This window comes from Photobacterium sanguinicancri, from assembly GCF_002265265.1.
GTDB classification, from domain to species: domain Bacteria; phylum Pseudomonadota; class Gammaproteobacteria; order Enterobacterales; family Vibrionaceae; genus Photobacterium; species Photobacterium sanguinicancri.
The window spans coordinates 15,803-29,229 of sequence record NZ_NOIF01000046.1 but is presented as its reverse complement, the minus strand read 5'-3'; the positions used below and the strand labels follow the sequence as shown (position 1 = coordinate 29,229).

General features: G+C 43.2%; 8 protein-coding genes. 7 read left to right on the top strand and 1 reads right to left on the bottom strand.

Annotation, left to right across the window (positions count from 1 at the left end):
• Window positions 1-27: 27 nt before the first annotated feature.
• On the bottom strand, window positions 28-1,032 hold the full coding sequence (gene rlmF / locus ASV53_RS09515; RefSeq protein WP_094956923.1) for a 23S rRNA (adenine(1618)-N(6))-methyltransferase RlmF: 1,005 nt from the start codon (window positions 1,030-1,032) through the stop codon (window positions 28-30).
• 267 nt (window positions 1,033-1,299) lie between these two features.
• Here rlmF and ASV53_RS09510 point away from each other — a divergent pair, with 267 nt between their 5' ends.
• The 7 genes from ASV53_RS09510 to pelG all read left to right on the top strand — a co-directional run bounded on the left by ASV53_RS09510 (window position 1,300) and on the right by pelG (window position 13,326).
• Entirely contained in the window at window positions 1,300-4,026 is a 2,727-nt protein-coding gene (locus ASV53_RS09510; RefSeq protein WP_094956922.1) for an endo alpha-1,4 polygalactosaminidase, read from the top strand.
• Window positions 4,027-4,143: 117 nt separating this feature from the next.
• The gene (locus ASV53_RS09505) at window positions 4,144-7,599 is read left to right on the top strand and encodes a tetratricopeptide repeat protein (RefSeq protein WP_094956921.1); all 3,456 of its coding nucleotides are present in this window, start codon (window positions 4,144-4,146) and stop codon (window positions 7,597-7,599) included.
• Window positions 7,600-7,613: 14 nt separating this feature from the next.
• Window positions 7,614-8,135, top strand: coding sequence for a hypothetical protein (locus ASV53_RS09500; RefSeq protein WP_062687682.1), 522 nt, complete (start codon window positions 7,614-7,616; stop codon window positions 8,133-8,135).
• 51 nt (window positions 8,136-8,186) lie between these two features.
• Complete coding sequence (locus tag ASV53_RS09495) at window positions 8,187-9,530, top strand: PelD GGDEF domain-containing protein (RefSeq protein WP_062687681.1); 1,344 nt, start codon at window positions 8,187-8,189, stop codon at window positions 9,528-9,530.
• Complete coding sequence (locus tag ASV53_RS09490; protein ID WP_141226238.1) at window positions 9,490-10,461, top strand: tetratricopeptide repeat protein; 972 nt, start codon at window positions 9,490-9,492, stop codon at window positions 10,459-10,461. Before ASV53_RS09495 ends, ASV53_RS09490 begins: the two co-directional genes overlap by 41 nt.
• Window positions 10,458-11,972, top strand: coding sequence for a GT4 family glycosyltransferase PelF (gene pelF, locus ASV53_RS09485; RefSeq protein WP_094956919.1), 1,515 nt, complete (start codon window positions 10,458-10,460; stop codon window positions 11,970-11,972). The genes ASV53_RS09490 and pelF overlap by 4 nt, the downstream gene beginning before the upstream one ends.
• The gene (pelG, locus tag ASV53_RS09480; RefSeq protein ID WP_062687792.1) at window positions 11,953-13,326 is read left to right on the top strand and encodes an exopolysaccharide Pel transporter PelG; all 1,374 of its coding nucleotides are present in this window, start codon (window positions 11,953-11,955) and stop codon (window positions 13,324-13,326) included. Before pelF ends, pelG begins: the two co-directional genes overlap by 20 nt.
• Window positions 13,327-13,427 lie beyond the last annotated feature (101 nt).

The following is a 13,427-nucleotide window of genomic DNA, read 5'->3' as shown; positions in this document are numbered from 1 at the left end:
TTATATAACTAAAATATTGCTGTAATTCTACTTAGACCAACGCTCTTCACGCCATGCTTGCTGTTGCTCTTCATCTAAGAAGGTCCAAGCTACGACACGTGTGATTTTCTGGCCTTGTGCCATCTCAATGGTTTGCACATCTGATGCGCTTTCAGTTTTTAGTTGCTGATAAATCGCGGGCAGATTCTCTTTCTTCGAAACCAACGTTGTGAACCAGAATACCTGTTCGGCACACTGAGTGCTCTGCTTAATCATTCGCTGAATGAAAGCGGCCTCACCGCCATCGCACCAAAGCTCTGCTTTTTGACCACCAAAATTAAGCGATGCTGATGCTTTATTCGATGTCGATAACACCTTCCCACCCTTTTTAGCCGAATTTGCAGCTAGGTTACGAACTTTTCGCTCACTCCCTGCAATCGCTTCCGCTTCTGACGCATGAAAAGGCGGGTTACATACAGTGAAATCAAACAGATCGTCACCCTGAATCATATTGGTAAAGATATGATCCGAGTCTTTTTGTAAACGCAGCTTAATACCATTTTTCAATGCTTTGTTACTGCTGACGATAAACTTAGCTGACTTTATCGATAATGGATCGACATCTGCACCAACAAAACGCCAACCGTAAACACGATGACCAACGATTGGATACACGCAATTGGCACCTACACCAATATCTAAACCATTAACAAAGCGCCCTTGAGGGATTTCGCCATCATTCGATTTGGCTAATAAATCTGCGATGTAGTGAATATAATCCGCACGCCCAGGGATAGGTGGGCATAGGAATCCTGTGGGAATATCCCAATAATCAACCTGATAAAATTGGCGTAATAACGCTTTATTCAGCACTTTTACTGCCATAGGGTCAGAAAAGTCGACAGATAGATCACCAAAGCGGTTTTCTGCAACAAAAGGTGCTAACTCTGGACTACATTGGATTAGAGCAGGGAAATCGTAACGCTCACGATGAGGGTTTCTTGGGTGTAGTCCCTTACTCTGCTTTGTTGTCTGTTTTTTCTTTTGTGTCATTCCACTTACCAATAACTGTCGGCACAAAGCCATTTATAGTCGCTATTGTAACCTTGTCATGATCATATGGGGAGGTAGATTCAATTATTAGTAAGATTGAATAACTGGATCTTTCTTTTATTATGCTAGTTCAAGCACAAATAACTCACATCACAGCAAAGAAATTAACAAATACATAGCAAATTCATCATGATGGGCTTAGTATTTTAGGATGAGGCATAATTAAGATGCCTAAAAATGTCATTTTCACGCAAAAGGATTGTTGCTATGCGATTGACCCTGTTATTGCTACTTAGCATTACATTCAATGTATGCGCTAAAGCTCCCCCTTCCATCGTTTTCTACTATAACGATGTCGATTCCGTGCGTGAATTAATCAACTACGACCGCGTTGTGGTGAATGCCAAGCTCATTACCGATAAACAGATACAGACCCTACATACCGCTGGTTCACTTGTTTTTGCTTACCTAAGTGTGGGCGAATACGATGGTGAAGTATTGCCTGCTGCTCTTGCAGATGCCTCACCAGCAAAAAATGAAAACTGGCAAAGCCATGCAATGATACTCACTAATCCTGCTTGGCAAAAACACCTCCTCTCTGAAGCGAAAAAAATGACAGACAGAGGCTTTGATGGTCTGTTCCTCGACACGCTAGACAGCTATTACCTGTTTGCAGATTCAAAAAAAGAGCAAAATATCCAACAGCAAGCACTGGCTAAAATCATTGACAGTTTCCACCAGCTCCCCAATCAACCTAAGCTGATTATCAATCGGGGGTTTGAAGTTCTTGCAGAAGTCGACGCCCCTATCTATGCCGTAGCAGCTGAATCTCTTTACGATAGCTATCACCCTATTGATCAGACTTACCATAAAGTCAGTGAAAGTGATCGTATTTGGCTTGCTGGAAAATTAGAAGAGGTCAAAAAGCTCGGGATTGAGGCTATCGCCATCGATTATATACCCGCATCTGATCGTGACCGACAAAAGTCCGCAGCACAACGCTTAATCAGGGAAGGTTATACCCCATATATCAGTGATGGTTTACTGTACGAATTTGGCACCAGTACCATACAGCCGATCACCAAGCGGGTTCTTGGTTTTTATGATGGCCACTATGGCGCAATGAATAGCTCGCAATGCCACCGTATGATGGCGATGCCAATCGAATACAATGGTTACGTACCCGACTGCCAAGACGTGAATACTTTCAATTTTTCACGGGTTGATATGAGCCGTTACGCAGCTGTTTTTACATGGTTAGAGCAAGCGTCTTTCCAGCGAGTTCCAGCTCTATCGCAATGGCTAAATACCATCATATTTAAAACCCCAGTGCTCTTTATTAATCAATTACCCGCCGATAATAGTTTACTTGCTCGGTTAGGTATTCAAAGCAGTGGTGATCTGAACGGAAAAATCACGCTAACAACGGACAATAATTGGCTTAAAAACCGCTACCCATTACGTTTTAGTCAGTTTGAAACGCAAACCAAAGTCACTATAGATAAAACAACGGTTACACCACTTATTACGATCAAAGACGAGCAACAAAACACATCAACATTATTTTTTAAAGCTGGCTGGGGAGGCGCTATCTTAAACCCACTCCCCGTGGCCAGTTTGGCGAATGACACCGAAGTGTGGCAAATTGATCCGTTCCGCTTGGTGAATGAAACATTGCAACTCCCAGCTATTCCAGCAGCTGATGTAACCACCGAGTCTGGCCGTCGTATTCTAACTAGCCATGTCGATGGCGATGGTTTTCCGTCTAAAGGTTGGTTCCCAGGTAAACCGTACACCGCCGAAGTTTTGCTTGAGCATGTATTCAAAAAGTATACATTTCCTCAAACCGTGTCAGTCATTGAGGGTGAAGTCGGTAAACGAGGTTTATACCCTAAAGAAAGTCCGCAATTAGAAGCGATTGCGCGCAAAATTTTTAAGTTACCACATGTGGAAATTGCCTCGCATACTTTTAGTCACCCATTCTTCTGGGATTTTGATAAAAGCGTCGATTCTAGTTCCTATGGTGAAAACCTACCGATCCCCGGCTATACCGTGGATTACGACAACGAAATTATTGGTACCATTAACTACATCAACAAAAATCTTGCGCCAAAGAATAAAAAAGCACGACTTATACTCTGGTCTGGGAAGGCTGACCCCAAAGAAGATATCCTCGCTATTGCCGAAAAAGCCAATTTACTCAACGTGAATGGCGGTAACACTTATGTTGTACGGGGCAATGACAACTTCACGCAAGTCTCTCCAACAATCACTTGGTACCCATCAGCCGTTCATGTTTACGCGCCTGTGTTGAATGAAAACCTCTACACCAACCTTTGGACAGAGCACCACGATGGTTATGGCCGTGCAGTTGAAACCTTTCAATTACTGGGTAAGCCTCGTCGCTTAAAAACAATTGCGATATACTACCACATGTACTCAGGTGCTTACCCTGCGTCGTTAAAAGGCTTAACGAATGTCTATGATTGGGCGATTAAACAAAAATCGACCCCACTGTATTTAAGCGAATATGCGGAACGTGCTCGAACACTCTATGAAACAGGTATAGCCAAAACCTTATCCGGAGAATGGCAAATCACCTCCACAGGTATTAAGAGTATTCGAGTCCCGAACCAAATAGGTTACCCTGTCACCTCACTACCTGAACTTGCAGGGTGGAATCAAGGACCTGATGGCCATTATTTAATCTTAAATAAAGCACGAACACGCCTTAACCTTTCAGTGAACAACCCCCAATCACCAAGGCTACTCAGTGCCAATGCTCCACTCATTAAATGGCAAAAGTATGGGCGATCCATTCAATGGTCATTTAACAGCCACGTCCCTTTTGAAATGGAACTCGTCAATATTAGCCAATGCACGCTTAGTAGTGATCAAGCGCTGACTAAAACAGAAATGAAGAAAAATACGGTACGTTATCAATCAAATAAAGCTGGCATTTTCCAAGGCACACTGACGTGTAACAACATTTAATCTGTTGTTTTTGTAGTCGGCACCGTAGAAGGATTGCAAATTATTGACATAAAAAAGCTTGAGCCAGGAAGCACACATAAAAAGCCGCCAAGGATACGACTGGTCAATAAGTTATCATTGGTAATTCTAACGCTCACTTCACTTTGGGCGTTATGGCTTGTTGCACCAACAAAATCGATGTTGGTTAAGCTGATCTCTCGCTCGACGTCACCGGAGGTTTCACTGGCCTTCCTTAACGAACTAAAAGGCCAAGAACCACAAAGCCGTCCAATCGTGTTCATGCAGGCCCAAAATCAATATGAATTGGGCTTGGTAAATGATGCACTTGAGTCACTCAACCCCATTTTATTTTACTCGGATGGCCGTCGAGATTGGCACAGCCATAGTCTTTTTTTAGCCATCCTTTTACAACAGTCATACTCTGATGATGCCGTAGTGAAAGAAAGGGCGACCACTAAAATAGCGGTATTCTTCTCAGGCATTGACTATATTCCAGAAGCAAACCTTGCTCGCCAATTTGCAGATGCCGCTATTTCATTAGCCATGCCGGCATTTGCCTATCAATTCTTATACCCTCACCTAAAAAGTGGGGAAACCAGTTACAAAGAATTGGTAGAGCTAGCTCTACAGACCTCAGATTATGAAAACGCAGCCAAACTGCAACGTGAAGCATTCATAGAATATCAAAGTCTTGAATCCCTTGCGTCACTCATTAAATTAAACCAAAGTGCGAATAATACAGCTGCTAACCTTAAATTTTTCCATCAGTACGATGGAAAACTCTCGAATACCCCCCAATATCTCACCCTTGTTATTCAGCATGCGAAAGCTGCGGGTGAACTCAATTTAGCCTTAAATAAATCACAGCAGTTATTAGCACTTGAGCCATCTACACCACTGTTATTGGAAACCGCAGACATTGCTATCGCAATGGGTAACTTACCGCTAGCCACCGAGTTACTGATACAAGCAATTAACGATGACCCAACTTCCACTGCATTAACAAAATTACACAGTGTTTATCGCTGGCAAAGTGATATCCCAAATGCCTTTCAAACAAGCTTGATTTTATTACAACAAGGGGCGAACGAAGCTCAAATACGAGCTGGAATTGAAGAATCTAAAGCGCTGGGTGACATCTATCATGAAGGCGCTTTCTTTGATGCCCTTGCCTATTCGAATGCTTTAAAACCCTCAGAATATGCCGCTTGGCTAAATGCATTAGAAAAAGCGAAAGGTACGCCTGATGCACTGCGTAGTATTACAAAGCTATCAGCTAAACGCCCTTATGACAGCGCACTGATTAGCCACAAAGCCCGTTTATATTCATACAACAGCGATCATCTTCAGGTCATAAAGCAGAGAAATAAACTACTACGCCTGCGTAAACCTACAACAGATGAAGCTATGCGCTTTGCAAATGCTTATATGGCGCGGTATCAACCTGAACAAGCTTTACGTGTGCTGATAGAACCAACTGAATGGACAACAGCAAACGATGATTACCTCAGAATGGTTGCAGCGTTAGCATGGGACAGTAGCGACAAACAACTGGCCCAGCTTAGCCAACAATATTTGATGCAACGCTCAACAGCCAATGTTGATGTTTATCGTTACATCCAGCTACACGCACCGTTTAACGTCAAGGATGTCGATGAATTAACTCGTCTATACAAAGAGTCTGGCGATAGCGAATTCTTACTATTAGCAATCAGAGTCAGCAATGAAGCCCCACAGTCTGAGCAAACGGCGACGTTATTCGAGCTAGCCAGTAAAGATCGTGATTTAAAGAATAATGCTGAAGTTACCTACTACCGTGCCCTACTCGCCATTGAGCAAGGCCAAACGGTACTAGCACACCAACTATATCAACAAGCAATTTCAAGCGAGGTTAGCTTTCAGCCAGCGGTCAATAGTTATATGTGGTGGCTAATTGCCACGAATGATCACGATAAGCTCACCCGCGTTTATGACAGTTACCGTCTTGCACTCGCTAATAATTCTGACTTTTGGTCTGTCTTTGCGGCAACAGCCCAACAACTCGGGCGTAATGATGAAGCCGACCTTTGGTACCGCCGTCAGATAAAAGCAACGGATAAACCAGATGTCGCTTTACTGCTGAACTACGCCTCTTTGCTTGAACTTAGAGAGCAGTACGATCGCGCCTACCAGCTACGTAAATACGCAGCTAAAAACATGACGGCATCATTGTTAACTTTACCTGACGGTGACATTTCACATCGCGCATTACTCGCCTTATTTGTTGGCGATAAAACAGCTCTTAAATTAGCAGAAGCGAACACATTAGCGGCCCCATCTAGCAACAATGTCGCCGAACTAATTCAATATTATCTCGCGCAAGGTCGCCCTGAAGTGGCGCTTTACTGGCATGAAAAAACGGCACTCAGCCAATATCAACTTCCGGATTGGCAGCAACTCTCTTTTGCCATAGCGCAACATGATCGTGAAACAATGGAAAAACTCCTAACAGAGTCACTTACCTTACCAGTCTCAGATAAAAACTATGCCTTACAGGCCGTTGGCCGACACCAGCAAGCCTGGCAACAAGCTCAGCAAGAAATTGGTGTGCTGACAGATAAAGTAGCGGAAAAGCAGCTACGCAAGAACTATGTCAACCAACACCCTAACAAAACGCACAGTGTTCGCGCCCAACAAACCACAATTACACAATGGAATATCAACCGTTTAAGCCTTGATTATTACGCCCCTCACTACAACGGCTATTACCGCTTAGGTACAGATTTTCAACAAGCTGACGCGCAAGACATTTTAGGCAATACACCCATTGATGATGAGTTCCGTTTACGGGGCGGATTTCATTGGCAGCAAAATGAAAGTACATGGGCGATTAAAGCTGACGTAGCGCAAGGGGTTGGCGATCAGCGTATTGGTATATTAGGTGAGTTCAGTACACAGTTTTCAGGTTACTGGTCAGGTGGACTCAAGCTCGGTATTAATACCCACCTCGAGGCCAGCCAATTAATGACAATTGCAGGCCAAGATAATATTTTGGGTGCCAATCTAAGTTACCAACCGACTGCACGGGAGAATCTGGCAATGCAGGTCAGCTTCCATGATTTATCTACTCGCTTTGGTGACGATATTGGTCGCGGTTGGGATATGAATATTCGGGCTAGTGAACAATTTTTCTTTAATGACCCTGCATGGCAAATTTACAGTGAATACAGCATGCAACAGGTCAAGCATAGTAGTAACAAATTACAAGGCGTAAATGCATGGCAACAAGGTCCTAGGCCACTGACACCAAGTGACTTTATTGCTGAACGTTATCAGCGATTATCGATAGGCCATCGTTTGTGGCATGGAGAACCTGGTATACCAGGGGCAACCGTACCATCCCCTCGTTACTGGTTAGATAATTCTGTTGGCTATAATGTGGAAGCCCAACAAATGGATATGATGATAAGTGCTGGCCTCGGCTGGCGAATTATAGGGAATGACGAACTCTACATGGGTGTTGATTGGCAGAGCCAAGACCGAAATGGCGACGAGTCGCTTAAAGTAGCTTTTGGCTATTACTACAGTTTCTAACAGGGAGATATCAGATGAAACGCATCTTACTTGCAGCTTCAATTGCAGGGTTAAGCGCCTGCTCTAGTTACCAAGTGCCAGACAGCCCAGTATTTGCGGCCAATAGTAGTTGGGTCATAATGCCAATGGCAAATCACTCAAATACCCCTATGGCAGCAGAAAAAGTAGAGAAGATTCTCAATGCTCAGCTTTACGCCAAAGGAATTCGTGCCACTATATACCCAGAGCTAAATACAAATGACCTTGCCGCAATTATTGATGACTCAGCAAAGCGGAAACAAGCTCAGGCGTGGTTAGCATCACGACCTGTAGACTATATTATTACGGGGTCCGTTGAAGAGTGGCATTATAAAAGTGGGCTTGATGGCGAACCAGCTGTTGGCATTACACTGGAAATACGTTCAGCGAAGAGTAAATCAACGCTGTGGCGTGCAACAGGATCTCGTGGTGGCTGGGGCCGTGAAAGTGTTAGCGGTACGGGACATATCGTGATCGATGAATTGCTTGATGGAATTAACATTGAAAAGCTTAAGTAATTATCGCTACGATTGTCGTTATAGAACAAAACTGACTCTGCGAGTAGGCTTATGAATACACTTTGGAAGCGATTCATCATTGGCTTTAAAGAAGATGGCTTTGCATGGCTGGAAACTGCCGTTATTGCATTATTGGCTATCTTTATTTGGATGAAGTCAGATTCATTAGCCCCTACATCAACAGATCACAACTTCTTCTGGCCGATTTTTGGTCCCTTACTCATCGCTTTACGTTATGGCTTCGCAAAAGGTTTTATCTGTGCACTGATCACAACAGCAGGGCTTGCAACTGCAATGCGAATTATGGGGGTTCTTGACTTCTATCCCTTTTCTTTAGCGGTGGGCACAATCTTGACAGCGATGATTGCAGGTGAGTTTCGTGATTACTGGCACAACATTAATCAACGCCATATCCTTGACCATCAGTACATGAGCCAGAAACTTGATAGCTTTACTAAAAACTATCACTTATTAAAAGTATCTCACGATCAGTTGGAACAACGTACAGCAGGCCAAACCATTAGTTTGCGCGCAAGTATTAACACCTTGCAAAAAATAGCGTCAACCCATGCAGACAAGCGTATTGAAAACATTGGGCATCCGTTATTAAACCTGCTTGCAGAGATCGGCGGTTTACAAGTCGCAGGGCTATACAAAGTTACGAATAACAACATTAATAAACAACCTCATGCGCTTATTGGCGATCACCACCAGCTCGTACTTAAAGATCCCATGCTGCAAGATATGATGGAATCAAAAAAACTGCTCTCCCCTGCAACACTGAGTGAAAATGAAGTCCATAAATCTCGTTATCAACTATGTATCCCTCTACTCGATACTATGGGTAACTTGCAAGCCGTTGCATTGGCTGAAAATGCTAAATTCTTCATGCTAACACCAGCCAATGTCGCGCTATTGTCACTTGTTGCTAACTATGCAGCTGACTTGCTCAGTGACGACCTACTCACGCCAGTGCTTAAAGCGAATCAGCACGATCTATTCATGAAGTACATGACGCGCGCGAAATACAATAAACGCCATTATGGTGCCGATAGTAATGTTGTTGCCTTCGTAGACAGTTCAGGAAAGCACGAAAATGTATTAAATAGCGTGGTCAACTTCCGCCGTGGCGCAGATATATACTGGACGTGTCATTCGCTCAACAACAAACCGGTTCTCGTCGTATTGCTGCCACTCACAACCACCTATGATGCCCAGCAATATATAACTCGTGTTACTGAATTACTTAAAAATACCGTCAAGGATGACATTGAAGATATCGATATTATCGGGCCTCTGTCTTTAGATGCCGATAATACTGAGATCATGGCCTTCATGGATGAACTAGGAGCTTATGATGAAAGCTTGGCTATTCCTTCAGACCCTCGCGTTTGAATCGATCGGCTTTTACATCCTGCTCGATAAAGAAATGACACAGCTGCAGTGGGTTGGCTTTATTTCAAGCCACACCATTGCATGTGCAAGTTACACCTTATTGTGCTGGATTTTATTGCCAAAAAAATACAAAACACCGATTGTTAGCTCAGTGAGCTTTTTGTTTTTATTTAACTTTCTTTTACCGTTAGTTGGCATGATCGGCACGGCATGTTCACTCTTGGTTGCTCTGTATATTCCAAGAAGGCAAAGCCTCATTACATGGCAAGAATGTGAAGAAGCCCCTCTTCCACAAAGCCCAGGGGATGTGTCTAACACCCAATTTGGCGCAGGAGCACTACGCGAAATATTGCTACACAATGATGATCCTGAACGCCGCTTATTAGCAGTAAGTGCGATTCGCCACTTACCAAAACCACAAGCCGTTCCTTTGCTGCAACTAGCATTGAAAGACCTTTCTGATGACGTTCGTTTATTGGCTTATGCATCGTTAGAAACCATCGAATCTCAAATAAACGAAGCCATTTCTTTATTCAAGAGCCAGTTTCAATATCGTGAACAAGCCAGTAAAGCGTATGAAATAGCCCAACAGTATTGGGAGTTATGCTATTTAGGTATCGCCGAAGGTGCACTCCGTAAGCACTACTTAGAGCAAGCAGAACACTATCTTACCCTTGCTAATCACCTTTCAGCTAATGCATCCACCTTTTTACTTCTAGGCCGTGTCATGCTTGAGCAACAACGTCCTGATGAAGCCATTAAATACCTAACGCAAGCGATGGACGGCGGACTAAGAATAAAACAAGTTGCGCCCTATCTTGCAGAAGCAGCATACGAGACTGGTGATTATGAAACCACAAAATATTACATTGGTTACTTCCCTGAACAAAAAGGGGAGAAATTAAGCCAAATCAAGGAATATTGGGCATGAGCAAAGACATAGATATATGCCTACTTCTTGAAGGCACCTACCCCTACGTGCGGGGCGGTGTATCCAGCTGGGTTCACCAAATTATCAGCGGTCTGCCGGAATTTAATTTTCATCTTATCTTTTTAGGCGGACACCCTGATTTTTACGATAAACCAGCCTATGAATTCCCTGACAACGTCGTCGGATTTGAAGTCCATTACTTACTGGCTAATAACGGAAACTTAAAACCAACACCGCGTAAAGGGAACAGTAAACTATTCAATGCTTGGGGGAAGTTTTTATCTTTCTTTGAAAAAAATGATGCACCCATTCCTGAAGATTTACTTAAGGATGTCTCTGACTTTTTAGGGAAACACGACCAACTAACTCTCAGCGATTTTTTATACTCCGAAGCCTCATGGGAAGTATTAACCGATCGCTATCTTGAATCGGCAGAACATCAGTCTTTTGTAGATTACTTTTGGACATATCGAAATATTTATCAACCGCTGTTTGTCTTGTCTCAAATCGCACAGAATTTACCAGATGCCAAAGTGTTTCATAGCGTTTCAACAGGGTACGCAGGCTTTCTTGGAGCGCTATGTCAGAAACGCACTGGGGACCCCTACTTACTGACCGAACATGGCATCTATACCAAAGAACGTAAGATCGATTTAGCCCAAGCAACATGGATTAAAGATCGCCATAAACTGATCGATATCAGTATGCACAAAGACATGGATTTAACCCGAAAAACTTGGATCCGTTTTTTTGAACAACTTGGCCTAACCGCCTATCACCAAGCCAATAAAATTGTCTCCTTGTTTGAAGGAAACCGACAACGCCAACATAAAGATGGCGCACCCGACATTCGCACCAAAGTGATCGTTAACGGTATTGATACCACTCGGTTTGGTGAAGCATATAAATTACGACCAGATACACCACCTATAGTGGTTGGCCTAGTCGGCCGTGTTGTGCCAATAAAAGACATTAAAACGTTTATTCGTACCATTCGTGGCGCCGTTGAAACACTGCCAAATATAGAAGGCTGGATTATTGGCCCGACCGAAGAGGACGAAGATTATGTTCATGAATGCCAGTTGCTAATCGAAAGCCTTGGTCTTGAGCATAATGTCAAAATGCTTGGGAGCCAGAATGTCGCTGAAATGATGCCACAACTAGGCGTAATGATGCTGACATCTATCAGTGAAGCACAGCCACTAGTATTACTTGAAGCCATGGCGGCAGGTATACCGTGTATCGCAACAGAAGTAGGAGCATGTCGCGAAATTATTGATGGCGCAGCCGGGGACGATGCCGCGCTGGGTTCTTGCGGTGAAATCATTCCTATCGCGAGCCCAATCGATGGGGCTAACGCCATTATTAATGTGTTAGGCGATGCCGAAAAATGGCGTAAAACGGGTGATATAGGGAAGGCGCGCGTTGTGCGCTATTACGATGAAAAAATGATGTACGACGCGTACCGAAATCTCTATCAGGAGGCCATTGATGGCAGGAATCGGATTTGAATTAAGGAAGATTCTTAAAAAGAACACCATACTATCAATGTTTGAGGCGTATGGCTTAGCTGGCTTAATCAGCTCAGGTCCTTGGGTGTTATCAATTTTGGCCTTGCTAGCTATCGGTATTCTGAGCGTTGGTTGGATATTTCCGACCTACGTCATTGTGCAATTTTTGGTACTCGTTACCTATTTAATGGCGGGATCCTTGATCATCAGTGGCTTATTTCAGCTACTGCTCACGCGGTTTATATCCGACCTGATTTTTGCAAGACAAGAGCATAGGATTGTTCCAAACCTGTTAGGCTCCATGCTGGTTACCAGTATACTGGCAGGCTTCATTGGTGGTGGGATAATGGCATTTTCTGATCATATTGATCCCGCAGTTAAAGTCACCATTTTCACATCTTTAGTTTTACTCTGTAACCAGTGGCTAATTTTAATCTTCCTAAGTGGGATGAAAGAATACTATCGCATCTTTATTACTATGATGATCAGCTACGGGTTAATGGTTTCCCTGAGCTTTATCTATACGTCTAATGGTTTACTCGGTTTAATGTTGATTTTTACCTCTTGCCAAGCCTTGCTGACGTTTTCTTTCTTGTATCACGTTATTCGTGACTACCCTGCTGAGCAGCTGGTTTCTTTTGAATTTCTCGACCGAAAAAAAACGTTTTTCTCTCTTATTTTATGTGGTTTTTTCTACAACCTAGGCGTGTGGTTAGATAAGTTTGTATTTTGGTTTAGAGATGAAACCTCTCACCAAGTTATTGATTTATTCCGTGCTTCATATATTTACGATTTACCCATCTTCATCGCTTACCTGGCAATTGTTCCGGGTATGGCTGTATTTATGCTGCGAATGGAAACCGATTTTGCCGATGCCTGCTTAAAGTTTTATGACTCAGTGCGGGAAGGGGCAACGCTACAATCAATCTACCTATTGAAAGATCGTATGGTATTGGCGTGTCGCCAAAGCATATATGAGATATTCAAAGTACAAGGCATGACCCTCGCCCTCCTATTGTTGTGGGCTGAAGATATATTAGTTGCGTTAAATATCGACTTATCTTATCTACATTTATTGTACGTCGATTTAGTGGGCGTGAGTTTGCAAGTGCTTGTAATGTCGATACTTAACGTAATGTATTACCTCGACAAACGCTATTCAGCATTAGCCTTAACGGTTTTCATGGCGGTAGGTAACTACATCTTCGCCCATGTCAGTATAGAACTGGGACCTGTATTTTATGGTTATGGCTTTGCTGTCACTATGCTACTTACCACCATTATTGGACTGGTCATGCTAGATAAGCAATTCAACGATTTAGAATACCAAACATTTATGCTGCAGCGTTCGTAAAAACGAAGGAATACACAATATCGTAATTAGCGCTATGACGATTTATCATCGGCGCTAATTACATTCAGTTTCGATATTCGCACCTACACAAAACCATAGCT